Origin of the sequence: Streptomyces marispadix (assembly GCF_022524345.1) — a bacterium.
Lineage (GTDB): Bacteria > Actinomycetota > Actinomycetes > Streptomycetales > Streptomycetaceae > Streptomyces > Streptomyces marispadix.
In genome coordinates this window covers 2,833,105-2,857,021 of record NZ_JAKWJU010000002.1, presented here as the reverse complement: position 1 = coordinate 2,857,021, position 23,917 = coordinate 2,833,105, and the positions used below count along the sequence as shown (strand labels likewise).

Sequence of the window (23,917 nt, the reverse complement as noted above, 5' to 3'; positions counted from 1 at the left end):
CCTCTCAAGGAGCCGCTGCCATGCGCATGATGCTCAGAGCCCTCATGGACACCCAGATGTCGAACCAGACGATCGAGAACGGCCAGATGCAGAAGGTGGTCGACTCGCTCATGGAAGAACTCAAGCCCGAGGCGGCGTACTTCAGCCCGCACAACGGCAGGCGCGCCTGCATCTTCGTCTTCGACATGCAGGAGAGCTCCCAGCTCCCCGCCGTCGCGGAGCGGCTGTTCCGCACCATGGGCGCGGAGGTGGAGGTACAGCCGGTGATGAACCGTGAGGAGCTTCAGAAGGGCCTCGCGGCGCTGCGCTAGCCCCACTCGCGCCCGCCGCGCCGACGCCGGGCGGCTACACCGGCGTTCGGACAAGCTGAGGGCCCTGCCCCGTCGAACCGGGCAGGGCCCTCAGCGGCTCGGACGGCCCCGGCCCGCGTCGGCGACCGGGGCGCCTGTCCCATCGGTCTTCGATCAGCCGCAGCTACCGCCGCACTGGCACGGGCCGCCGGACTGGCAGCCGCACTGGCACCCCGGACCGCAGCCGCACGACCTCAGCACGTGCAGGGACGGCAGGCCCTCAGACTGCGCGGGGGCCAGGGACCGATCGCTGTGGTCAGCCATGACTTCCCTCCTCTCCTCCCCGGGTCTTCTCCCCACCTTCCGGCCGGGGCGGCGGGCGCATCAAGGGCGCGTCGTTGCACATGCGGCGTCGGCTCGGAGGAGGCGTCGACTCGGAGGCGGGACGTCGGCTGGGTGAGGGAGGGCAAGCCGGGGCGAGCGAGCGTGTCCGCATCCAGTCAGCACGGACCCGGCCCGTACGAGGCCCGTACGAGGCCCGTACGAGACCCGAACGACGTCCGTGAGACGCCTGGGCGTTGGCGTGCCCCCCGGACGCGCCAACGCCCAGGCCCCCGGCCCACGTTGGACGCTCTCAGGCGCCCTCGACCGGAGCCGTACCGTCCCCGGCCGCCGCCGACGCCGGGTCCAGCTCGTCGGCGTAGTCCCCGGTGACGAGGTAGACGACTCGGCGGGCCACCGAGACCGCGTGGTCCGCGAAGCGCTCGTAGTAGCGGCCGAGCAGTGTCACGTCGACGGCCGTCTCGATGCCGTGGTGCCAGCGGTCGTCCATCAGGTGCTGGAAGAGCGTGCGGTGCAGGTCGTCCATCTTGTCGTCGTCCTGTTCGAGCTGAAGCGCCAGGTCGACGTCCTTGGTGATGATCACCTCCGCGGCCTTCGCCATCAGCCGCTGCGCGAGCTGCCCCATCTCCAGCAGCGTCGCCTGGAGGTCGCTCGGTACGGGCGAGTCGGGGAACCGCAGCCGTGCGACCTTGGCGACGTGCTGCGCCAGGTCGCCGGAGCGTTCCAGGTCGGCGCTCATCCGCAGCGAGGTGACGACTATCCGCAGGTCGGTCGCCACCGGCTGCTGCCGGGCCAGGAGCTGGATGGCGCGGGTCTCCAGGTCGCGTTGGATGTCGTCGACCTTCTCGTCCGCGGCGATGACGCTCTCGGCCAGCTTCAGGTCCGCGTCCAGCATCGCCGTCGTGGCGCGGCCGATCGCAGAGCCCACGAACCTGGCCATGTCGACCAGGCTGTCGCTGATCGAGTCCAGCTCCTCGTGGTACGCGTCACGCATGGCTGTCCTTCCCTCGCATGTTCTCTCGACAGAGGGGCCCGACGGCCGGGCCTCGGGCCCTCCACGCTCCCACGCTCCGTCCGGAATGCGTCCGTCGCCGACCTCATGAGTGAATCGGCGCCGACCCTGAGGTGAACTCTGGGAGACGAGTGTTCGAGGTCTCCCGCTTCTCATGGGGAGCTGTCGGCGGGCGCGCATAGCCTGGAGACATGAACGTGAACGCGGCGGTCGCCGCAGCGGCAGCGATCGCCGGAGTGCTCACCGGCGTGATCGCGATGCTGGCGTTCCGCTGGAGCGAGCGCGACCAGGCCCGCCCCACCCGCTCTTCCCTGCACACGGAGGCCGTGCTGCCCCCTGGCGTGGACACGGTCCTGTCGGTGCTGCGTTCCTCGGCCGTCGTGCTGGACGAGGCCGACGAAGTGGTCAAGGCGAGCTCCGCCGCATACGCCCTCGGTCTCGTACGGGGCGGCAGGCTGGCCGTGGAGCCGATGCTGAAGATGGCACACGACACCAGACGCGACGGGGAGATAAGGCAGGTCGACCTGGACCTCCCGCGGCGCGGCACGGGCCGCGGCGAGGCCCTCGCCGTCTCCGCCCGCGTGGCTCCACTGGGTTCCCGGCTCGTACTGCTGCTGGTCGAGGACATGACCGAGGCCCGCCGCATCGAGGCCGTGCGCCGCGACTTCGTCGCCAACGTCAGCCACGAGCTGAAGACCCCCGTCGGTGCGCTCTCCCTCCTCTCCGAGGCGGTGCTGGACGCGGCGGACGACCCGGAGGCGGTCGAGCGCTTCGCGGGCCGCATGCAGTACGAGTCGACGCGGCTGACGAGCCTCGTGCAGGAGCTGATCGACCTCTCCCGTGTGCAGAACGACGACCCGCTCGGCGACTCCGAACGCGTAGGCGTGGACGAGCTGATGGCCGAGGCCATCGACCGCTGCCGCCAGTCCGCGGGCAGCAAGCACATCACCCTCGTCGCGGGCCGTACGGGCACGGACACCGGCGACGAGGGGCTGCACGTGTGGGGCAACAGGAGCCAGCTCGCGGCGGCCCTCGGCAACCTCGTGGAGAACGCCGTCAATTACTCGCCCGCCCGCACCCGCGTCGGCATCGCCGGCCGCAGGGTCGCCGCCCCCGGCGGCGACCTCATCGAGATATCCGTGAGCGACCAGGGCATCGGCATCTCCGAGCGGGACAAGGAGCGCGTCTTCGAGCGGTTCTACCGCGTGGACCCCGCCCGCTCGCGTGCCACCGGGGGCACGGGCCTCGGACTCGCCATCGTCAAGCACGTCGCCGCGTCGCACGGCGGCGAGGTCACGGTGTGGAGCGCCGAGGGACAGGGCTCCACGTTCACGCTGCGGCTGCCGGAAGCCGGCCACGCACGAAACCGCGCGGAGGCGGAGGGCCGCGACGGCCGTCCGCAGGGGTTCCTCGAAGGACCGGCGGACTACGAAGACGAAGCCGCGGAGGCCGCCGAGGACGCCGTGGATCTGGACGCGGCGGAGCTCGACGACGTGGACGACGTGGACGACGTGGACGACGTCGACGAAACTGACGACGCGGTCGAACCGAACTACGCACACGAGGCGAACCGCGCGAACGACGTGAACGACGTGAACGACGTGAACGACGTGAACGACGCGAACGCGCGGGCGCGCGGCGGCGCCGGTGTGCGCGCAGAAGCCACGGGCACGGCAAGGACGCCGGGCCCAGGCACCTCCCCTTCCCAAGCCGCCTCCCCTTCCGGGGAGTCCCGAACTCCCTCCGCCTCACCTGCCGCAGAGCTCGACGGGTCCGCCGACGATGTCGAGCCCCCGGGGGGCCCCGGTCGCCGTCCCGGCTCCGGTTCGGGTTCCGGCTCCGACTTCGGTTCGGGTTCCGGCTCCGGGCCTGGGCCCGAGGCCGCGGGCGCGTACTGCGATCCGACGACGGCCGCCCCCTCCGCTTCCGCCTCCCTCGCTCCCTCTCGCTCCAGCTCTCCCTCTCCCCGTTCCTCAACTTCCCCGTTCTCACCGCCGCGTGGAATGCCGCGCGCCCCTGAAACCGCCCCGGAGGTCCTCCCGTGACCCGAGTGCTCGTCGTCGAGGATGAGGAATCGTTCAGCGACGCACTGTCGTACATGCTGCGCAAGGAAGGCTTCGAGGTAGCCGTCGCGTCCACAGGCCCCGACGGGCTGGACGAGTTCGAACGCAACGGCGCCGACCTGGTCCTGCTCGATCTGATGCTGCCGGGCCTGCCCGGCACCGAGGTCTGCCGTCAGCTTCGCGGCCGGTCCAACGTCCCCGTCATCATGGTCACCGCGAAGGACAGCGAGATCGACAAGGTCGTCGGCCTGGAGATAGGGGCCGACGACTACGTGACCAAGCCCTTCTCGTCGCGCGAACTCGTCGCGCGGGTAAGGGCGGTGCTGCGCCGCCAGGGCGAGCCGGAGGAGGTCACTCCGGCGGCGTTGGAGGCGGGCCCGGTCCGTATGGACGTCGACCGGCACGTCGTCACGGTCGCGGGCAGCAAGATCGACCTGCCGTTGAAGGAGTTCGACCTGCTGGAGATGCTGCTGCGCAACGCGGGCAGGGTGCTGACGCGCATGCAGCTCATCGACCGCGTCTGGGGCGCGGACTACGTCGGGGACACCAAGACCCTCGACGTCCACGTCAAGCGCCTGCGCGCCAAGATCGAGCCGGACCCGGGCGCTCCCCGCTTCCTGGTGACGGTGCGCGGCCTCGGCTACAAGTTCGAGCCGTAGACCGCTCACGGGCCCGGCAGACCGCTCACAGGCCCGGCAGACCCGCCACAGGCCCGAACTGCCGCCTGGGGACTGCCAATCGCCGACCTCGGTCCGCGCGAGACAGATCGAGGGAACAAACCGAAGGCCCCGCCCGTGCGGATACGTACCGTACGGGCGGGGCCTTCTGCGTCCGTGTGCGGTGCCCGGGGCGCCGCAGCAAGCGCGGGCCGGGTGGCTCAGTGCGCCCCGGCCGCGTCGTCCGCCTCGTGGGCGTCGTCCGCCTCCTCGGCACCCTCGGCCTCGTCGGCGCCCTCCGCCTCCTCTGAGCCGCCCGGCGCCTCCGACGCCTTCTCCTCCGACCCCTCCGGGGACGGGCTGCCCGACGGCGACTCGGACGCCGCGCCCGAGGGCGTGCCGGACGGCGTACCGGAGGACGTGCTCGGCGAAGGCTCGACCGTCGGGCCGAACTTACGGAAGTCCCCGTGCGCGGGCACCACGGTCGCCCGCAGCGTCACCAGTCCCGTACGGCTCAGGTCGAACGACACCGGCTGGGCGTTGCCGTTCCGCACTGCCTTCATGCCGGCGGTCTGCGGAATCTCGGCCGAGGCGTTGCCCTGGCCGCCGAGCGCGAGCGAACCGCCCGCCGGGACCGTCAGCTCCTTCTCGCCCTTCGCGGGCCGGAGCTTCACACGCTCACCGGTGCCCTTGACCTTGATCGCGGTCAGGGTCTCGTCCTTGGACCCCTGGTTGAAGATCCGTCCCGTCACGGCGGCGGGACCCTCTCCGGAGTCGGGTGTGACGATGGCGACATTCTGGACCTTTACGGAGCCGACGGAGGTCGCGGCGTTGTCCGGCTTGACCTCCAGCGTCTGAGCATCGTGACCGGCGGCACAGGCGGACAGTGTGACGACGGCGAGCGCGAGGACTGTGGCGGCGAGGGTGCCGCGTCGAATGCTGCTGCTCACGGCGGCGGCAACTCCTGGGCGTGCTCTGGCGGCCGAACTACGAGCCGGTCGCGGGCGGATACGGTTGATCACCGGTCACGGGCGGTCCGGGATCACGGTGGATCTCTGGCTCGGCTCAGATTACCGAGCGCCTTCGGGGCCCCCGCACCCGGCCCTCCCGCCGCGCGCCGCCCGGGCAAGCGCGTACGCGGGGAGAGCGGGGAGCATGCTCACCGGGCAACAGCCGGGACGTTTCCGGGGTAAAGAATGCGAACGGCTTGTGAATTGATCAGCGGAACTGCTGATCAATTCTTGGGAAAGTCCGTGAAGAGCCGAAGAGGGCCGAACGGGCGACGACTTACAGCCGGACAAAACGGACAGCAGATGCTTTCTGAAGCACCTTCTTCGGACGTGTCGGTTGTGTTTCGACGAGCGCGCAGAAGTGCCCCGACCTGCGAATACCCTTCACAAGTCGCCGTCCGCAGCACGTAACAGGGCCGCTTGTCAAGCCCCGAGATGCGGTCTGACCTGCGAAAACGCCATTCAGAAGAGCCCGATTCCGTGTTACTCTGGATAGCCACGGAAGGGGTACCTGACACATGACGTTCAAGGTTGGCGACACCGTGGTCTATCCCCATCACGGGGCCGCGCTGATCGAGGCTATCGAAACCCGCCAGATCAAAGGCGTGGACAAGACCTACTTGGTTCTGAAGGTTGCGCAGGGCGACTTGACGGTTCGTGTGCCAGCGGACAATGCGGAGTTCGTCGGCGTACGAGATGTGGTCGGTTCGGACGGGCTGGACAGGGTCTTCGAGGTGCTTCGTGCACCGTACGCCGAGGAGCCGACCAACTGGTCCCGGCGCTACAAGGCGAATCTCGAGAAGCTCGCGTCCGGCGACGTGATCAAGGTGGCGGAGGTCGTTCGCGACCTGTGGCGCCGCGAGCGTGAACGAGGGCTCTCCGCCGGTGAGAAGAGGATGCTCGCGAAGGCCCGCCAGATCCTGGTGAGCGAGCTGGCTCTCGCGGAGAACACGAACGAAGACAAGGCCGAGGCGCTGCTCGACGAAGTCCTCGCGTCCTGACGGGAGTTGACGCGCTGTCGTGCGTCCCCTGACCGTCCGGTCAAGACGTCGTAGAGACGAGCAAGGCCGTAGCTTCAAGGCAGTACGCAGTAGCTGAAAGCAGTACCGAGCAAGGCTGTGCCGCAGTGCCCGAGTGACATCGTCCGTCGCCGGGCGCTGCGGCATGTGTGCAGCGCTGCGGCATGTCCAGGCCAGCGCTGCGACATGTGTGCAGCACGCTGCGGTCGGCGCAGCGGAACGCCCATGACGCCGTGCTGCTCGCACGGCTGTCTTCGACGCTCGGTGAGCGGCCCCCCGGCAGCGTTCAGTAATCTCGTCACTGCTTGTCGTGTGGCGCTCCCACACGGTCGCCCACGACTGCCAGAAGCGTGCCGGGCCCGGGCAACCGCCTGGACCGGAAATCACGGAAGGGCCGGTCAGGCTCGCGCCCGGCACGCCCCCAACCTGCGGCCGGGGGTACCCCCAGGCCATACCCATAACGGCTGAGGACACAAACCTGAACGTGCGACCCATGTCAATCCAATCCGCAGGCGAGTCGCCCCACGACCACCCGCAAGGACCAGGCGGAGCGGGTCCGGTGGACGACACCGCGACCGGTCCCGTCGCGTCGCGATCCGCCTCTTCCGGGCACCGCACGGCCGCCGTCATTCCCGCTGCCGGCCGTGGCCTGCGGCTCGGCCCCGGCGCTCCCAAAGCGCTGCGCGCGCTGAGCGGTACGCCGATGCTGGTCCATGCCGTGCGCGCCATGACCCGCTCACGTTCCGTCTCCCTCGTCGTCGTGGTGGCACCGCCGGACGGCGCCGACGAGGTGCGGCGGCTGCTCGACGAGCACACCGCTCCCTCCGAGACGTCGGACGTCCTGGTCGTGCCCGGCGGTGAGACCCGGCAGGACTCGGTACGTCTGGGGCTCGCCGCGCTCCCGGACGACGTGGACTCCGTGCTCGTACACGACGCCGCACGTCCCCTGGTGCCGGTCGAGACCGTGGACGCGGTGGCGGCGGCCGTACGGGAGGGCGCGCCCGCGGTGGTGCCGGCCCTGCCGGTGGCGGACACCGTCAAGGAGGTACGGGTACGGGACGACGGTGGCCCGGAGCCCGTGACCGGGACGCCGGAGCGTTCGCGGCTGCGTGCCGTACAGACGCCGCAGGGCTTCGAGTTGAAGGTGCTGGCCGCCGCGCACGCCCAGGTGGCGCGGGAGGGCGACGGCGCCACGGACGACGCGGGCATGGTGGAGCGGCTCGGCGTGGAGGTCGTGGTCGTACCGGGGCATGACGAGGCGTTCAAGGTGACGCGGCCGCTCGATCTCGTGCTGGCCGAGGCGGTACTGGCGAGGAGGCGCGCGACCGATGGCTTCTGAAGAGTCCGGCTCCCGTACGGGGCCCCGGCGAGGGGCTGACTCCGGGACGGGCTCCCGGACGGCGGGCCCGGCGGCGGTCCCGCTGGTCGGCATCGGCACCGATGTGCACGCCTTCGAGGAGGGCCGCGAACTGTGGTGCGCGGGGCTGCTGTGGGAGGGCGAGCGCTATGGCCTCGCCGGGCACTCCGACGGCGACGTCGCCGCGCACGCCGCCTGCGACGCGCTGTTCTCCGCCGCTCAACTCGGCGATCTGGGCGCTCACTTCGGCACGGACCGCCCCGAGTGGGCCGGTGCGCCGGGCGTGGCGCTGCTCACCGAGGCCGCGCGGATCGTGCGTTCTGCGGGCTTCGTGATCGGCAACGTCGCCGTCCAGGTGATCGGCGTACGGCCGAAGATCGGCAAGCGCCGCGAGGAGGCACAGCGGGCCCTGTCCGCGGCGGTCGCCGCTCCCGTCTCCGTATCGGGCACGACGACCGACGGGTTGGGGCTGACCGGCCGCGGCGAGGGCCTGGCGGCGATGGCCACGGCGCTGCTGCTGCCGTCGGGGGCTCAGGGTCCACCGTCCGCGTGAGCGCGGGCCGCGGAGCGGAACACCTTGCGCCGCAACGGTGTTGGAGGTGATGCGGCGCCGCCCGCCGCGTACACCGACGACCGACCGCAAGAGACCCGACGCCCCGAGAGAAGGCGACCCCCGTGGCAGCAGCACAGCTCTCCGACAGCCTCAAGCAGGTTCTGGACACCCCGATCTTCGTCAGCATCGCGACGATCCAGCCCGACGGAAGTCCGCAGGTATCGCCGGTGTGGGTGAAGCGTGACGGCGACGAGCTGTTGATCTCCACCACCGTCGACCGCCGCAAGACGCTCAATCTCCAGCGCGATCCGCGGGTGACGGTCATGGTGCAGCCCGCCGACGCCCCGTACACGTACGCGGAGATCCGTGGTACGGCCAGCCTGACCACCGAGGGCGGCCAGGAGCTGATCGACGAGCTGGCACAGAAGTACGTGGGCAAGAAGTACGCGGACTTCAACCCGTATTCGGGGCAGGACGCCGAGCGGGTCGTCGTAAGGGTCAGCCCCCGCAAGGTCGTCGGACGCCTCTGACCGGCGCCCGCACGTCTATCGGGCACGCACAGCCCACCACGGAGGGCCCGGGCGGGCCCTCCGTGCAATCCGTGCACGTATCCGCATCCGTCCCCGTATCCACCGCGCTGCACTGATCCGTGTCCCCACGTCCGCCGCTCTGACGTCTGTCACCGATCCGACGCACGATGCCGGGTGTGCGAAGCATCACGCCTCACCGGCCCACTACCCTGGTCGCGTGAGCATTCGCCTGTACGACACCAGCAGCCGGCAGATCCGCGACTTCGTCCCGCAGACGCCGGGCCATGTCTCGATCTACCTGTGTGGCGCCACAGTGCAGGCCGCCCCGCACATCGGGCACATCAGGTCCGGCCTCAACTTCGACATCATGCGCCGCTGGTTCGCCCACCGCGGCTTCGAGGTCACGTTCGTGCGGAACGTGACGGACATCGACGACAAGATCATCGTCAAGGCCGAGGAGCAGAACAGGCCCTGGTGGTCCATCGGTTACGACAACGAGCGTGCCTTCACCGCCGCGTACGAAGCACTCGGCTGCCTGCCGCCCACGTACGAGCCCCGGGCGACCGGCCACATTCCCGAGATGATCGAGATGATGCGGAAGCTCATCGACGACGGTCACGCATATGCCGCCGACGGGAACGTCTACTTCGACGTCCGCTCCTACGACGGCTATCTCCAGCTCTCCAACCAGGAGTTGGACAACCTCCTCCAGCCCGAGGGCGAGGGCGAGACCGGCAAGCGCGACCCCCGCGACTTCGCCATGTGGAAGGCCGCCAAGCCCGGCGAGCCGAGCTGGGAGACGCCCTGGGGGCGCGGGCGCCCCGGCTGGCACCTGGAGTGCTCTGCCATGGCGCACAAGTATCTCGGTGCCTCCTTCGACCTGCACGGCGGCGGCGTCGACCTGGTCTTCCCCCATCACGAGAACGAGATCGCGCAGTCGAAGGCGTACGGCGACGGATTCGCGCGCTACTGGGCGCACAACGCCTGGGTCACCATGAGCGGCGAGAAGATGAGCAAGTCGCTCGGCAACTCCGTGCTCGTCAGCGAGATGGTCAAGCACTGGCGCCCCATCGTGCTGCGCTACTACCTGGCCTCGCCGCACTACCGCTCCACGATCGAGTACAGCGACGAGTCGCTGCGCGAGGCGGACGCCGCCTTCGGCCGCATCGAGGGCTTCCTCCAGCGTGCGGGGGAGACGGTGGGCGACGTACGTCCGGCCGACGAGGTACCGGCTGCGTTCGCCGAGGCGATGGACGACGACTTCGCGGTGCCGCAGGCGCTGGCCGTGGTGCACAACACCGTTCGGCAAGGCAACGCCGCCATGAGCGAGGACGACAAGGACGCGACTGCGCAGAAGTTCGCGGACGTGAGGGCGATGCTGGGCATCCTCGGCCTCGACCCGCTCGACTCGCGGTGGCAGTCCAGCGCGACCGACGCCGGGCGGGGCGGCGAACTGCGCGACGTGGTGGACTCGTTGGTGCGTCTCGTACTCGACCAGCGGCAGGCCGCGCGCCAGCGCAAGGACTACGCCACGGCGGACGCCATCCGCGACGAGCTGAAGCAGGCGGGGCTGGTGATCGAGGACACCCCGTCGGGGCCGCGCTGGGAGCTGGGCGGCAGCGGCGGCCACTGAGCCGTGGCGGACCGGGCGCCCGGACGGGCCGGATCGAGGGGACGGGCGGGCCGTCCGCCCCCGCTCGATGATCCACTTCTTCGGTAGGCCCTGCCCTCCGGAATAATGGCCGCAGCCGCCCGGAAACCAGGCGCGAGACCAGCGAAGACCAGCAGAGGAACAGGTGCCCGATGGCCGGGAACAGCCAGCGCCCCAACCGGCGTACGTCCAACAAGAAGGGCGCGCAGGTCGGCAGCGGCGGCAAGCGGCGCCGCGGCCTTGAGGGCAAGGGCCCCACGCCGCCCGCCGAGATGCGCAAGGGCCACGCCAAGCAGCGCGCCGCGCAGGCCAAGGCCCGCCGTGCACAGGGCCGTCCGCAGCGCGGCAAGGGCAGCGGCAGGAGCACGGCCGAACTGGTCGTCGGCCGCAACTCGGTCGTGGAGGCGCTGCGCGAGCAGGTACCGGCGACGACGCTCTACGTACAGCAGTTCATCGACAACGACGACAGGGTGCGTGAGGCGGTGCGCCTCGCCGGCGAGTACGGCGACATCCATCTCATGGAGGCGCCCAAGCCCGAGCTGGACCGTATGACCAGGGGCCTGCACCACCAGGGCGTGGTGCTCCAGGTCCCGGAGTACGAGTACGCGCACCCGGACGACCTCTCGGAGGCGGCCCTCGACGAGGGCGAGGACCCGCTGATCGTCGCGCTGGACGGGATCACCGACCCGCGAAATCTGGGCGCGGTCGTACGCTCCGTCTCGGCGTTCGGCGGGCACGGCGTCGTCGTACCGGAGCGCAGGGCCGCGGGCATGACCGCGGGCGCCTGGAAGACCTCGGCGGGCGCGGCAGCGCGCACACCGGTCGCCCGCGCCGCCAACCTCACGCGTGCGCTGGAGAGTTATCAGAAGGCCGGGATGATGGTCGTCGGCCTCGCGGCGGACGGCGACGTGGAGCTGCCGGAGCTGGAGGCGCTGGACGGCCCGGTCGTGATCGTCGTCGGAAGCGAGGGCAAGGGCCTGTCCCGGCTGGTGGGCGAGACCTGCGACGTACGGGTACGGATCCCGATGCCCGGCGGCGCGGAGTCGCTGAACGCCGGAGTCGCGGCGGGCGTGGTGCTCTACGAGGCGGCGCGGCGCCGGAGTTGAGGCGTGGCGCTCTATGGGACTGCGCGGCGCCGGAGTTGAGGCGTGGCGGCGCTGAAGTGACCGGGCCTGTACGGCAGTCGAGCCGGGGCGGGCCGGAAGCGCCGGGCCTGGGCCGTAGTCGCACTCGGGGGCCGGGGCCTGGACCGAGCCCGGCCAGAGGGGACTGCACGGAGTTGAGCCTGCGGGGTGCCGCAAGTGGCCGGGTCCGGGCCGTAGTTGAGCCGCCCCCGGATTCCGGCTCGACGCATTGGCGGACCCGCCCGGACCTCCCTTGACGGACCTCCGACAGATCGGGGCGGTCAAGGCAGTGTCTTAAGCGTCCGTCACTCGGTTAGATCAGTGTGGACACCAGAACACCCCGCACGCCCGACCCCTCGGGCCGGCGTCCTGGGGACACCCGACAGGGCGGCCCGAGCGGTTTCTACGACGACGAACCGGTGCTGAGTTCGGTCAAGGTCCCCTCCGACCCCGCCGAGGTAGTCGTCACCCACGCGAGTTTCCGGGTTCAACTCGCGCCGCGCGCCGCCGAATCCGTCGCCGCAGCCACCGGACAGACCCCTGCTGTGCCCGGTGTGCCCGCTCCCTCCGCGCAGTCCGCCCAAGCCGGTGTCGTGTCCGGTACGCCCGTCGCCTGGGGCGGACAGGCGGACCGGGCCCGGGTCGTACGTACCGACGGCATCGTGCACACGGCCGAGGGCGTCGTGTACACCACCAGCCCCGACGACACCGGAGCGACCCGCCTGCCGCACGCTCGCTCCGGCAACCGTGAGGCGGGCTGGGAACGGAGCCGGGAGCCGGGCCGCGAGCCCGCGGAACCAGCGGGCTCCACCACGCAGGTGCTGCCGCGGATCGACGAGGACGCAGTACCACCGCACACGGTCGTCGGCCCGCGAGGACCGCGTTCGCCCGAGACGACGCAGCCGCAGCCCCGGCATCCGGGGTCCCTGCTCTACGGGGTGCGCCCGGCGCGCGGAGCCTTCGACGAGGGCGAATGGACGGACGGCCCCGACGGCGGACACGGCGGACACGGCGCCCACGGCGACCTTCCGCCGTACGGCGAACAGCCGCTCCCGCACCGGGAGTTCGAGGACCCGGCCGCCCGCCACGGCGCGCGGGGCGAGACCGCCGAGACCGCACGGCGCCAGGCGTACTACCCCGGCCGCCGGATGAACCTCGGTGTCGTACTGCTCCCCATGCGGATCTTCCTCGGCTTCATCTCGGTCTACGCCGGGATGGGCAAGCTGTGCGACCCGGTCTACTTCGACGGCGACGCACGGGGCTCGATGGTGACCTGGCTGCGTTCCCTCGAACCGTGGGCCGTGGCGTCCCCGCTGCGTGAGTTCGCGCTGGCGCATCCCGTGGGTTCCGGGCTGACCGTGGCGTTCCTCCAGATCATCATCGGCGTGCTGACGGTCTGCGGTCTCTGGCAGCGGCTCGCGGCATCCATCGGCGCGCTGCTGTCGGCGGCCCTGCTGATGACGGTGAGCTGGAGTTCCGGCCCGGTCTACGAGGCGCCCGACATCATCTATCTCGCCGCCTGGAGCCCGCTGATCCTCGCCGGCGCACCCGTCTACTCCGTCGACGGCCGGCTCGCCGCCGACGCCTGGCGCAAGCTGGGGCCCCGTGCCGAACTACGCGAGCTGCGGCGCCGGGTGCTCCGCCGCGGCGCGATGATCGCGACGCTCATCACCGGGCTCGCGATGCTGACCGGCTCCATGCTGGGCGGCGCCGTGCGTGCCTCGCACACCGCCAAGGTGCCCGAGCCCGGCGAGCCCCCGGCCAATCAGCTTCCCGGCTCGCCCCTGCCGAAGGAGCCCGGGGCCCGTACGGACAGCGGGCGCCCCGCGGGCGGACATGCCCAGGCCAGTGCCGGTACGGACGGCCGCCGGTCCGGAGGCCCCTCGTCCTCGGCCTCACCGGACGAGCGGCACCACGGAGATACGTCGCGGCCCAGCCAGCGGGAGACCGTACAGGTGCCGAGGGAGTCCGCCCCCGGTGCACAGCCGCCGCAGCAGTCGGCGCCGGGTACGGGGTCGGCTCAGAGCCGCGGCACCACCACGGGCGGCAGCGACGGCGGCGGGGGCGGCGGCGCCGACTACGGCCCCGGAAGCGGGAGTTCGGCCTCGGGCGGCGGCAGCAGCGGTGGCTCGTCCTCGGGCGGCAGCGGGGGCGGACTGGGCGGTCTGCTCGGCTGAGGGGTGCTCGACCGGACGCAGGCAGGACAGCGGAAGGGCGGGCGCAGCGCAGCTCAGGTACCCGGCCCCGGCCCCTTCAAGTCTCGGTCTGGGAACCAGGGCCGGGGATCTACTCGGCTGCCGTTCTGCCCAACTCGCCCTGCGCCGCGCGTAGTTCCTTCGCCGCCTCCTCCAGGTCCTTGGCGGTGTCGATGGCCCGCCAGTACGCGCCCTGCGGCAACTGGAAGCCCGCGAGCGTACGTTCACGGGCGAGCCGGGGGAACGTCGTACGCTCGTGGTCGCCTTGGTCCGGCAGCATCCCGGCGAACACCGAAGAGAACACGTACACACCGGCGTTGACCAGGTACGGGGACGGCGGAGCCTCGATGAAGTCGAGGACGTGACCGAACGGATCGGTCTCCACCGCCCCCCACGGGATGCGCGGCCGGGCGAGCGCGAGCGTGGCGACCGCGTCGCGCTCCCCGTGGAAGGCGGCCATCTCGCGCAGCGCGAAGCGCGTCCAGATGTCGCCGTTGGTGGCGTACCAGGGCTCGTCCGGCCGGGGCAGCGAGGCAGCGGCGTACTTGAGACCCCCGCCCCTGCCGAGCGGCTTCTCCTCCACAACCACCTTGGTGCGCAACGGACTTCCGTCCGGCGCGTCCGGAAGTTCCGCCGTCGCGAGCCAGTTGCCGAGCACGTCGGCCAAGTGCCCGCAGGAGACGACGACATCGGTGACGCCCTCGGCGGCCAGCCAGGCCAACTGGTGCCCGATGATGGGCGTTCCGGTGCCGGGGATCTCGACCATCGGCTTCGGACGGTCGTCGGTGTACGGCCGCAGCCGTGACCCCTGGCCACCGGCGAGGATCACGGCTTGGGTGGGGAGTCGCATCATGCAGCGCACCCTATGCGCAGGGCGCGGGGCTGCCGGTGGTGGACGCGGGCGGGCCCGGCCCAGGCCCCGGCTCAGCCCATCCGCGAGACGCCGGTGGCGTACGAGGTGTCGCACACGGGACGCGCCCAGTGCCCGGCGCGCTGCACACTGCCGTACTTCTGCACGGCGGCACGCCCCAGCGCACGCGCGAGCGACGCGCAGTGCCCGGCCAGCGAGGGCCGCCGTGCCATCTCCCCCTGGAGCCGGGTCAGCGCCACACCCGGATTCTTCTCCTGCAACTCGGCGACGAGACGGTCACGCAGTACTTCCTGCGGGGCACGAGGGGCGGCGCCCGTCGCGGGACTCGACGCCTTGTGCTCGGACGCCGTGAGCATCTGCGTCCCCGACGAAGACGAACTCCACGGCACGCTCGCTACGGCGAGCGTCCCGGAGAGGACGAGTACGACGGGGAGAACTAGAGCGAGAGATCGGCCGATTCGCCGTGCTACGTGGTTCACGCCGCGATCGTAGCGAAGAGTGGCGATTTGGCGACATTCGGTCACCCTGCTGAGCGACGGCGCACGGGGGTGTTCCGAACCGGAGTTGACGCCCCGGGCCCGGCAGCGGGACGCGGGCCGCCGAGAAGGCCGTGGGAGGCGACGAAAAGGGGCCGTACGCCCCGGAGTTGATCCGGACGTACGGCCCCTTCGCGACGTTCGTCGCGTGGCGTTCGACGTGAGGCGTTCGAAGCGTTGTGTTCGACGTTCGACGTGCGACGCAGGGAGGTCAGTCGCTGAGGCGCTCGCCGCTGGAGGTGGAGAAGACGTGCGTCTCGCCGCCCCGCGGCACGACGTTCACGACCGAGCCCTTCTCGGGCACCTGCCGGCCGGAGACGCGGACCACGAGGTCGCACTCCTCACCGCCGACCTTGGCGGTGCCGTAGATGTAACCGTCGGCGCCCAGTTCCTCCACGACGTTGACCGTGACGGCCACACCGGCGGGCTCGTCCTTGGAGACGGCCTTGTCGGAGCCCTCGCCGTTGACCACGTCGAAGTGCTCGGGCCGCACGCCGACCGTGACGGTCTTGTCGCCCTTGTCGACCGCGGCCGACAGGGCCTCACGCTCGACCGGCACCACGCTGTTGCCGAACTTCACGCCGCCGTCGGCGATCGGCACCTCCACGAGGTTCATGGCGGGCGAGCCGATGAAGCCGGCCACGAAGAGGTTCGCGGGACGGTCGTACATGTGGCGCGGGGTGTCGACCTGCTGGAGCAGCCCGTCCTTGAGAACGGCGACCCGGTCGCCCATCGTCATGGCCTCGACCTGGTCGTGGGTCACGTACACGGTGGTGATGCCGAGGCGGCGCTGAAGACCCGCGATCTGCGTACGGGTCTGCACACGGAGCTTCGCGTCGAGGTTCGACAGCGGCTCGTCCATGAGGAACACCTGCGGCTCACGCACGATCGCGCGGCCCATCGCCACACGCTGGCGCTGACCGCCGGAGAGGGCCTTCGGCTTGCGGCCGAGGTAGTCGGTGAGGTCCAGGATCTTCGCCGCGTCCTCGACCTTCTTGCGGATCTCGGACTTGTTGACGCCCGCGATCTTGAGCGCGAAGCCCATGTTGTCGGCGACGGTCATGTGCGGGTAGAGCGCGTAGTTCTGGAACACCATCGCGATGTCCCGGTCCTTCGGCGGCAGGTGCGTGACGTCACGGTCACCGATGCGTATCGCGCCTTCGTTGACGTCCTCGAGCCCCGCGAGCATCCGCAGCGAGGTGGACTTGCCGCAACCGGAAGGGCCGACCAGAACGAGGAACTCGCCGTCCTCGATACCGATGTCGAGCTTGTCGACGGCGGGCTTGTCGCCACCCGGGTAGATCCGGGTCGCCTTGTCGTACGTGACCGTGGCCATGTTGTTGTCTCCTTCACCGGCAGGTACGTGCCGGACGATCCGTCGTAAAGGGAGTACGTTTCACCGCTGTGAACGTGCGGTGACGCTAACCCGGGCGTGCGTGTCTTGTCAGCACTACGACCGCAACGAAACCGCATCGCGGACCGCCCGCGGCCGATGGGTAGACTGCACGGGCGCGCAGCCCGCCGCCTTAGCTCAGCTGGTTAGAGCATCTGTCTTGTAAACAGAAGGTCGTCGGTTCGAATCCGACAGGCGGCTCCAGGTCAGACGCCCCGTTCCATGATCGGAACGGGGCCTCTGTCGTGCGTACAGCAGCGAAGTACAGCAACCGGGGTGATCGCTAATGACTGTGCTCCGAGCGGTGGGCCTTCACTCCGGCGAGGTTGCGTGCGGGGGAGCGCTGCTCTTGGGTCGAGTCGCCTGACGGCTGTGCGGTGCATATGGTGCAGACGAACGGGGCAGCGCTACCGGCGGTTGCGGCGTCGCGGACGCCAAGGGAGCCAGTTGGCCCCCGCCTCTACTACGTCAACGATGTCCTGCCTGTCCGCCCGGCACAGCGCGATTACGACCGTCACGAAAAGCGTCAAAACGAACAGGAAGATTGCTCCCCCCACCCACGCCGCCGCGTCACCACGCAGCAGAGCAAGCAAAGCAGTGAACATGATCCAGGTCTCCGCTCACGGACCGGGCGCGAGCTCAGGTGATCAGACGAGTCACGCTGCAAGAGACATGGGCGGCAGGCTCGGGAACCCGGTCCTCCGGAGCGTCCGCGCATTGGCAGAGACTGGCGGAGCATTACGAGTACTCGAGCCCCGGAGCGCTGTGCGGAGATACACTCGGCCCCTTGATCCGCTGGCATTGAGCTCGTCGTGGCGTCTGGCAAGGGCTGCGCTTCGGACGCTTACGAGCGTGAGAAGCAGTGACCGAACGTTGCGTGCTTCGGCACGCGTGAGCCCAGCAGCGATCCCCAACAGGTAGACAGTCCGCCGCCACAAGAACCTGACCCTGTTCGAGCTGGTGGCTTCGGCTTCCATCGATTCATCGATGCTGGCGGCGATGCGTTGGGCGTCGCTGTACGAGGGCGCCGCCGATGGCCTCAAGGCTCGGGTGAAGTGCGATACGAGACTGACCAGTGCGTGCGTCTTCCCTGCCCCCGTGGAGGCCTGGATCATTTGATGGCTGCCGCGATTGCAACGGCCAGCCCGCTGAAGCATTTGGAACTGGGCGGAAACCTTACCGAGGTCGTGAAGAGCTACCGCGGCTCGGACCGTCGACTTCAACTCTACGACCGTCGTGCGGTCGTCCTGTTGGTAGACGAGGTCGAAGCCTGCGCCGAACCCCGTATGAGGAGCAGTCCACGTCGCCGTTGCTACGCCGAGCCCCAAGGACAGCGACACGTCCTCGTATGGCCTGTTCAACTGGCGCTGCAGTGACCTGGCTTGGATCACCCGGCCTGCTCTGTCACTGAACAGGAAGGCGAGGCGTCGCGTCCCGCGGAAGGTGGGATCGGAAGGGGCGCCACCGGAAGGCCAAAGAGGCGATGCGCAAGCTGAGTTGATACTCAAGGCAGCACATCCCCCCTCTACGGCGACCATTTGCCGCCAGGATACCTGCGTCTATGGGTGCCTTGTGGCTGGAGCCGCCCGTCCCAATCCCTCGCGACAGCCGTTGCAGCGCGTCGCGGATCTCCTCGTCGCTGGCCTCCGAGTACACGTCGAAGGTCATCGTGAACTTGGAGTGTCGCAAGATCCGCTGTGCCACCTTGGGGTGCACCTTCATGGCTACGAGCAGTGAGCCCGTGGTGTGCCGGGTGTTCCGGAGCGGGATCGCTCGGACGCCGGCCTGGCGGATGCGGACGGAGAAGGCCCGGGTGAGGTTGCCGGGCTCGATCGGGGTGCCGTGTCGGGTGGTGAAGATCAGCCCGTACGAGTCCTGCCAGCGATCCCCGGCCGCTTTCCGGTCAGCTTCCTGCTGCTGACGGCGATGCTTCAGTGCCGCGAGACAGAGATCGGGGAGGGGCAGGAAGTCCTCCGAGTCCTCGGTCTTCGTCTCGCGGTGCAGGACTTCACGGCCGGCCCGCTGGAGCTGGTGATCGATGTACAGCTCTCCGGCCTCGAAGTCGATCGACTCCCACGTCAGCCCCAGTATCTCTCCGCGTCGCAGGCCGAGCGTCAGCGCCAGGACCCACGCGGCGTAGAGCGAATCGTCGGCTCTGACAGCGTGCTCCAGGAAGCTGCTCGCTTCGGCGACGGACCACGCCTTGACCTTCCGACGCCGCGGCTTCGGAACGCGTACGAGCTTGGCGACGTTGCGCGAGACCTCCTCTTCGATCATCGCCTGACTCAGTGCCGCACGGAGTGTGTCCCTGGCGATCTGGACCACGCGCCCGCTCGGGTACTGCTCGCAGCACTTCCCAAGGGCGCAGCACCGCCGCCGCTCAGTGCGGCGCTTCTTGTCCTTGCGCTGCGCACAGCACTGGCAGGTGTCGGCCAGCTTCGTCAGCCACTCACGCACGTCCCGTACGGTCAGCTTGTCCAGGCGCTTAGTGCCCAAGTGCGGCGCGATGTAGAGGCGCGCGGCACCCTCGTACGCGACGTACGTCAGGGGAGCGAGGTTCGGCTTCACGACAGCGGTCAGCCAGTAGTCGAGGAAGCCGGCCACTGTGCGGTGCCGAGTGGCGACCGGCCCCTTCTTCGCCTCGGCGTGGAGCTTGACCCACTTCTCGTGCACCTCGGCTCTCGTCTTGCCGTACACGTATTTGCGCTTGCGCTTGCCGTCCGGGGTGGAGACCCAGACGTACGCGGCGAAGCCGTTGCGGTACGGGTAGATGGAGCCCTCGCCGTTGCCACGCTTGCCGCTCATGCCGACCACCTCATGTCCTCGGCTTCAGCGGCGCAGCGTTCGACATATTCGTCGACCCAGGCCGGAAGGATGCGGCGGTTGCGGCCGACCTTGACGGAGCGGATCTCGCCGGTCAGCACGAGCATCTTCGTCTTGGATAGGCCGAAGCCCAGCATGTCGGCGACCTCGGCTGTGGTGTGCCACTTGCGGTCGACGCGGGAAGTACTCATAGACCGTCCTCTCCCTCCGCGCTGGTGGTGGCCGGTGTGCTGGGTTCGGCGAGCGAGGCAGACAGCCATTGCTCGACCGGGTCGAGGCCAGTGCCGACGAAGGACCAGTGGGCGAGGACGAGCGTCGTCTCTTCGCCGGAGCCGTTGTTGTCCGCAGGCTGTGGACGGTTCTCGCCGCGTGCGATGGCGGCTTGGAGTCGGCGCCATTCGGCGCGAGCGTTGCGGAGTGCGCCGAGGGTGGTGGAGTAGCGGCGGGTCTTGGTCGAGAAGTGGCCGCGGAAGCCGAGCATGTGAGCCCAGGCCCGTAGCCGCAGGTGAGCCAGGTCCTTACGGGCACCGAGAGCCCAGGCGGTGCGGATCATCCGCTCGGCGTGCGGGCTGATGTCGAGCTGGGCCAGCTCCGCGACGAACCTCAGACGACGGTCTAGCGTTCCCGTGGCTGTCTCGGCTCCCTTGGTCGCGTACTTGGCGATGTACGCGGCCACCGCGCGGTCAGTGAGTTCCTGGCCGCCGTCGAAGTCGGGTCCGTGGATGGTGCGTACGTCGAGCTGGCGGCCGAAGGTGAAGGAGTGCGCGCGCTCGTCGACGACGGGGCCGGCCACTCTGGCTTTCCCCGCAGCCGCCTTGATGGCGTCGGCCAGCAGCTCGGCGGTTGCCCACGCCGGAGGCGAACTGTCCCCGCCGGTCGGGCCGTCGAGGCGGATGACGGCGTGGAAGTGGACGGCGCCGCGCTTCTGGTATTCGGCGACCTTGGCGAAGGAGACACGGGCGAAGTGCCGGAAGGCGCGCTGAGAGAGCCCGGCCCGCTTGGCGATCTCACGGCGTAGGTAAATGGTGAAGCGCCGCCAGAGCATCCCGGCGTGCGCGTTCCACAGCACTGCCGCTCCGTAGTCGTAGGAGTCGGGGTCGAGTGGCGTTCCGAGGGCGGCATCGTCCTGGTGGTGGCGCTTGCCACACCGGCAGGGCCGTACCGAACCACCGGGGCCGGTGGGCCGGTTGTGGACAGGGCCAAAGCTCGGCGCGGTGAACGTGGCGAAGACTCGCGGATGCGAAGTGACCGTCTCGGGTGTGCCCTTGCCGCCGCGGAGTCCGGCGGTGATCAGGTGGAAGGTGTCGCGGCGGTAGGTCTCGGCACAGGCCGCACAGCGGGTCGTACGGCGGTTGCCGCACCGCACCAGGAGGTGACCGGCGGGCATGTCCTGGGAGTTGAGGCGGTGCAGCTGGGCGCCGATCTCACCCGTGGCGGTGTCGACGCGGTGTTCGGTCCGCTGTCCGGCGAGCCGTACGGGGTTGGTGCAGCCGCCGAGCGTGGAGAGCTGGCGGAGGATACCGGAAAGGTCCCCGTTTGAGGCGAGTGTCCCGAGTTCCTTGAGTGGCGTCGGGCTGTGGCGGGTGATGATGGTCTTCTCCTTTCGGCTTCGGCTGGGAGGGGTTGGGCTGCCGGGGCGGTGGATGCTTGGCGGTATCGAGACCGCCCCGGTAGCCGCTCAGCGGCGGTGCTGTGAGTTCAGGAGCGAGCGCAGGACGACGGCAGCGACGGCCACGGAGATGGCGGAGACGGCGACGGCTGTCAGGAGCGCGGTGAGGACGACGCCGCCCAGGAGCACGAGGCCGATGGCGCCGGTGCTGACGTTCGGCAGGGACCGACGCGGAGCGGGCGCGGCCGGCGGCGGTGCGTGATGCTGCGTGACGACCGAGGCCCGCCCCACGGGCGTCCCAGGCGAGGCCGGAAGCTGCGGAGCCTCGGGGAGTTGAGGGCGGAAGAGCATGGCGGGTTCTCCTCTCAGTCGTTGGTGCCGTTGATGACCTGGACGCCGTTGCGGGCGCCGGAGTCGATGGCGGGGGCGAGGAAGGTGTCGGCGAGGTAGAAGCCGAAGAGGGCGATCACGACGACGAGCCACATACGGACGCCGAGGAACTTCACGGCTCCCCAGGCGATGAGGCCGAGGACGACGACCAGGGGCAGGCTGACGGTCACGGGGCGGGCTCCTTTCAGCGGACGGGGCAGCGGTGTGTGCGGGCGGCGAGTTCGGCGGCGGCGCGGGAGTCGTAGTCGGCGGAGAAGCCGCAGCGCGGGGCGGTGCAGGCGGCGGTGTGCTTCTCGCGGCCGCGGTTGTCGTAGGCGGTGCCGACCTGGACGGGGCCGACGCGGGTCACGCGGCGGAAGCGGCGGTTTAAGGGCATGGCGAGTTCTCCTGTCTGGTCAGGTGAGTTGGGCTGCGATCTGTTCGGCCAGCGGCGTGGGGACGCCGAGGCGGGCGCGGAGTGTGGCGGTGTCGATCGGGGCGCCGGTACGGGCCTGATGGGCGTCGGCGACCTTGCGTGCGTGCGCGACGAGCGCAGCGGGGACTGGCGACTCAGCGCTCTCGGGCTTCGCGAGCGAAGGCACAGGCTCATCAGTCACGGGCTCGATCGGAGCCGCAGACTCTTGCTCTGCGGTCACGACGGGCTGCGAACTCTCTGCCGCAGCAGGCCCGTTCGATCCGTGTGCGAGGAGGGTTCCGCCGAGGAAGGCCAGTGCGGGCCATCCGGCGACGAGAATGCGGAGCCAGGCGGGCACGTCGTCCAGGTCGAGGAGGCCGGCGGTGGAGATGTTCGCGCCGAGCGACGCGGCCAGGGCGACGAGGAACCAGCACCAGCCCGCGGCCTTGTCCCGTCCGGACCTCAGCCGCCTCCAGGCAGCGACCAACAGCAGGTCGACGGAGACCGGATAGGCCCACGCCTTCCAGCCGTCCTGTCCGGCAGCCGAGGCCAGGTCGTGCAGATGCGCGAAAGACAGCGCAGCGGCGATGACCGCCTGGACGAGCACCGCATCAACGCGGGCCAGTTGAGCGCGCACGAGGCACCTCCTTTCTGTTTCAGGCAAGGGAGGGGTAGGGACGTGGCGCGAGGCGGTCACGCCAACCGGATTGGGATGTGGGTCAGTCCAGGACCGGGCGGGGCTTCACCAGCGAGACCGGCCGGTCAACGGGCGGGACCAGAGGAGCAGGCCGGAATGGGTCCAGCGCGGGCACGTCCGGCACCATGTGCGCGGCTTCCTGGCAGACGGCCGCAGCGTCGGCCAGCGACAGGTACGGCGTACGGATGCGGGACCAGCCACCGGAGGTGTCACCGGCAACGGCCAGGCCGGGCCGTTCCGGAGCGATGGCACAGGCGGCCTCGACCGCTTCCGGGGCGATGTCGCCGAGCGCCATCTTGGCCGAGGGCTCGTCATTCACGCGGTGGCAGACGCGGCCGGAGAGCTGAGCGCGGAGCATGGTGGCGCCCTTGCCCAGTTCGGCGCCGAAGCGCTGTCCGCACACCTCCAGGTAGATGCCGGCGGCTCGGCCCAGCTGGGCGAGGCGGATGAGCTGGGTGACCATCTCGTCCCGCCTCTCCTCGTCCTTCCGCGTCGCGACGAGGAAGAGTTCGGCGACCTCGTCGACGAACAGCACCACCGGCACCGGCCGTTGATGCTCGGGCAACCCCCACACGTCCGAGGTGATCTCCTCATCCGGCGTGTTCGGGGCAATGCCCTGCCGGGCCTTGATGAGGTCGTAGCGCTCCTCCATCAGCCGCACCAGCATCGGCAACAACTCAGCCGCCTCCCCCGGCTCCGTCGCCAGAGCCGACAACCGCGAAGCGAACGGCGCCAGCTCCACACCTCGCTTGCAGTCGATCCCGGCGAGCGCCACCCGCTGACCCGCCAGCCCCGTAACGAGGTTCCGCAAGTACATCGACTTCCCCGACAGCGTCGCGCCGAGCGTGAGCTGGTGGGGTATCGCGCGGTAGTCCCGTACGAACGCGGTCGCGTCCTCCCGCAGCGCCAACGGCACCCGCAGGAAGCCGCCACCGGCTTTGCGCGGCATCCGCACCCGGTCCAGCACGTCGAAGCCGACAAGCCGCAGCTCGACCACGCCGGGCTTGACCTCGTCCACGCAGACGGCGTGAACACCCCAGGAATGCCGCAGACGTTCAGCCGAAGCCGCCACGTCCGCCGGCTCCTGACCCGGAGCCAACCGCAGACGCAGCCGCATCCCGGTCGACGTCGGCCGCAGCAGTCCACGGCGAGGAGGCACCGGCCGCACCTCGCGACGAGTCGTCGCACGCGTGGCGAACACCCGCAGCCGTGACGGCGGAACCGTCAGCCCGCACGAGTCCATGACCGACCCGTACGAGCCCAACAGCCGTGCCACCGAAACCGGCAGGCCCACCGTGGACCAGTACGCGGCCGGATGCCGGGCCCGGAGGTAGGCGGCCCCACCACCAGCGGCGGCGAGAGGACCACCCACTTCCATCAGCGTCATCAGTTCCGACATCAG

General features: G+C 70.0%; 23 protein-coding genes, 1 tRNA gene and 1 pseudogene. 11 read left to right on the top strand and 14 right to left on the bottom strand.

Annotation, left to right across the window (positions count from 1 at the left end; all coding sequences use genetic code 11):
- Positions 1–20: 20 nt before the first annotated feature.
- Entirely contained in the window at positions 21–311 is a 291-nt protein-coding gene (locus tag MMA15_RS11860; RefSeq protein WP_241059180.1) for a hypothetical protein, read from the top strand.
- A gap of 613 nt (positions 312–924) precedes the next feature.
- Here MMA15_RS11860 and phoU read toward each other — a convergent pair.
- Positions 925–1,626, bottom strand: a complete 702-nt coding sequence (gene phoU / locus MMA15_RS11855) for a phosphate signaling complex protein PhoU (protein WP_241059178.1) — start codon at positions 1,624–1,626, stop codon at positions 925–927.
- Positions 1,627–1,835: 209 nt separating this feature from the next.
- Here phoU and phoR point away from each other — a divergent pair.
- Both phoR and phoP read left to right on the top strand, forming a co-directional pair.
- Positions 1,836–3,027 (top strand): annotated as a pseudogene (gene phoR, locus MMA15_RS11850) (two-component system sensor histidine kinase PhoR); the annotation flags it as partial.
- Between the two features lie 667 nt (positions 3,028–3,694).
- Positions 3,695–4,366 (top strand): two-component system response regulator PhoP, encoded by a 672-nt coding sequence (gene phoP / locus MMA15_RS11845; RefSeq protein WP_505016618.1) that lies wholly within the window; start codon positions 3,695–3,697, stop codon positions 4,364–4,366.
- A 218-nt stretch (positions 4,367–4,584) separates the two neighbouring features.
- Here the strand turns inward: phoP and MMA15_RS11840 are convergent, their stop codons facing one another.
- Positions 4,585–5,313, bottom strand: a complete 729-nt coding sequence (locus tag MMA15_RS11840; RefSeq protein ID WP_241059175.1) for a copper chaperone PCu(A)C domain-containing protein — start codon at positions 5,311–5,313, stop codon at positions 4,585–4,587.
- Between the two features lie 578 nt (positions 5,314–5,891).
- On the opposite strand from MMA15_RS11840, the gene MMA15_RS11835 reads away from it, so the two are divergent.
- The 7 genes from MMA15_RS11835 (at position 5,892) to MMA15_RS11805 (ending at position 13,784) form a co-directional block, all read left to right on the top strand.
- The gene (locus MMA15_RS11835; protein ID WP_016472332.1) at positions 5,892–6,374 is read left to right on the top strand and encodes a CarD family transcriptional regulator; all 483 of its coding nucleotides are present in this window, start codon (positions 5,892–5,894) and stop codon (positions 6,372–6,374) included.
- 511 nt (positions 6,375–6,885) lie between these two features.
- Positions 6,886–7,731, top strand: a complete 846-nt coding sequence (ispD, locus tag MMA15_RS11830; RefSeq protein WP_241059173.1) for a 2-C-methyl-D-erythritol 4-phosphate cytidylyltransferase — start codon at positions 6,886–6,888, stop codon at positions 7,729–7,731.
- On the top strand, positions 7,721–8,302 hold the full coding sequence (ispF, locus tag MMA15_RS11825) for a 2-C-methyl-D-erythritol 2,4-cyclodiphosphate synthase (protein ID WP_241059171.1): 582 nt from the start codon (positions 7,721–7,723) through the stop codon (positions 8,300–8,302). Before ispD ends, ispF begins: the two co-directional genes overlap by 11 nt.
- Positions 8,303–8,424: 122 nt before the next feature.
- A complete protein-coding gene (locus tag MMA15_RS11820) occupies positions 8,425–8,832 on the top strand; it encodes a PPOX class F420-dependent oxidoreductase (RefSeq protein ID WP_241059164.1) in 408 nt (135 codons plus the stop codon).
- A gap of 217 nt (positions 8,833–9,049) precedes the next feature.
- Positions 9,050–10,465 (top strand): cysteine--tRNA ligase, encoded by a 1,416-nt coding sequence (cysS, locus tag MMA15_RS11815; protein WP_241059162.1) that lies wholly within the window; start codon positions 9,050–9,052, stop codon positions 10,463–10,465.
- A 170-nt stretch (positions 10,466–10,635) separates the two neighbouring features.
- The gene (rlmB, locus tag MMA15_RS11810; RefSeq protein WP_241059160.1) at positions 10,636–11,589 is read left to right on the top strand and encodes a 23S rRNA (guanosine(2251)-2'-O)-methyltransferase RlmB; all 954 of its coding nucleotides are present in this window, start codon (positions 10,636–10,638) and stop codon (positions 11,587–11,589) included.
- A gap of 341 nt (positions 11,590–11,930) precedes the next feature.
- A complete protein-coding gene (locus tag MMA15_RS11805; protein ID WP_241059157.1) occupies positions 11,931–13,784 on the top strand; it encodes a DoxX family protein in 1,854 nt (617 codons plus the stop codon).
- A gap of 109 nt (positions 13,785–13,893) precedes the next feature.
- Here MMA15_RS11805 and MMA15_RS11800 read toward each other — a convergent pair whose 3' ends face one another.
- The 3 genes from MMA15_RS11800 to MMA15_RS11790 form a co-directional block, all read right to left on the bottom strand.
- Positions 13,894–14,655 (bottom strand): nucleotidyltransferase family protein, encoded by a 762-nt coding sequence (locus MMA15_RS11800; RefSeq protein ID WP_241059155.1) that lies wholly within the window; start codon positions 14,653–14,655, stop codon positions 13,894–13,896.
- A 71-nt stretch (positions 14,656–14,726) separates the two neighbouring features.
- Positions 14,727–15,152, bottom strand: a complete 426-nt coding sequence (locus MMA15_RS11795) for a hypothetical protein (protein WP_241059153.1) — start codon at positions 15,150–15,152, stop codon at positions 14,727–14,729.
- Positions 15,153–15,420: 268 nt separating this feature from the next.
- A complete protein-coding gene (locus MMA15_RS11790; RefSeq protein ID WP_241059151.1) occupies positions 15,421–16,545 on the bottom strand; it encodes an ABC transporter ATP-binding protein in 1,125 nt (374 codons plus the stop codon).
- Between the two features lie 184 nt (positions 16,546–16,729).
- Here MMA15_RS11790 and MMA15_RS11785 point away from each other — a divergent pair.
- A tRNA-Thr gene (locus tag MMA15_RS11785) sits at positions 16,730–16,806 on the top strand.
- Between the two features lie 452 nt (positions 16,807–17,258).
- Here MMA15_RS11785 and MMA15_RS28465 read toward each other — a convergent pair.
- From MMA15_RS28465 to MMA15_RS11745, 9 genes are all read right to left on the bottom strand, one after another.
- Positions 17,259–17,942: an HD domain-containing protein gene (locus MMA15_RS28465; protein ID WP_372498337.1), complete on the bottom strand. Its 684-nt coding sequence runs from the start codon at positions 17,940–17,942 to the stop codon at positions 17,259–17,261.
- A 64-nt stretch (positions 17,943–18,006) separates the two neighbouring features.
- Positions 18,007–19,416 (bottom strand): tyrosine-type recombinase/integrase, encoded by a 1,410-nt coding sequence (locus MMA15_RS11780; protein WP_241059149.1) that lies wholly within the window; start codon positions 19,414–19,416, stop codon positions 18,007–18,009.
- Entirely contained in the window at positions 19,404–19,616 is a 213-nt protein-coding gene (locus MMA15_RS11775) for an excisionase family DNA-binding protein (RefSeq protein WP_241059147.1), read from the bottom strand. Before MMA15_RS11775 ends, MMA15_RS11780 begins: the two co-directional genes overlap by 13 nt.
- Positions 19,613–21,013, bottom strand: a complete 1,401-nt coding sequence (locus MMA15_RS11770) for a replication initiator (protein ID WP_308290614.1) — start codon at positions 21,011–21,013, stop codon at positions 19,613–19,615. Before MMA15_RS11770 ends, MMA15_RS11775 begins: the two co-directional genes overlap by 4 nt.
- 90 nt (positions 21,014–21,103) lie before the next feature.
- Positions 21,104–21,385, bottom strand: coding sequence for a hypothetical protein (locus MMA15_RS11765; RefSeq protein WP_241059143.1), 282 nt, complete (start codon positions 21,383–21,385; stop codon positions 21,104–21,106).
- Between the two features lie 14 nt (positions 21,386–21,399).
- Positions 21,400–21,594 carry a hypothetical protein gene (locus tag MMA15_RS11760; protein ID WP_241059142.1) on the bottom strand — a complete coding sequence of 65 codons (195 nt, stop codon included), beginning with the start codon at positions 21,592–21,594 and terminating at the stop codon, positions 21,400–21,402.
- 14 nt (positions 21,595–21,608) lie between these two features.
- On the bottom strand, positions 21,609–21,800 hold the full coding sequence (locus MMA15_RS11755) for a mobile element transfer protein (RefSeq protein WP_028433703.1): 192 nt from the start codon (positions 21,798–21,800) through the stop codon (positions 21,609–21,611).
- A gap of 19 nt (positions 21,801–21,819) precedes the next feature.
- On the bottom strand, positions 21,820–22,455 hold the full coding sequence (locus MMA15_RS11750; protein WP_241059135.1) for a DUF2637 domain-containing protein: 636 nt from the start codon (positions 22,453–22,455) through the stop codon (positions 21,820–21,822).
- A gap of 82 nt (positions 22,456–22,537) precedes the next feature.
- On the bottom strand, positions 22,538–23,914 hold the full coding sequence (locus MMA15_RS11745; protein WP_241059134.1) for an FtsK/SpoIIIE domain-containing protein: 1,377 nt from the start codon (positions 23,912–23,914) through the stop codon (positions 22,538–22,540).
- Positions 23,915–23,917 lie beyond the last annotated feature (3 nt).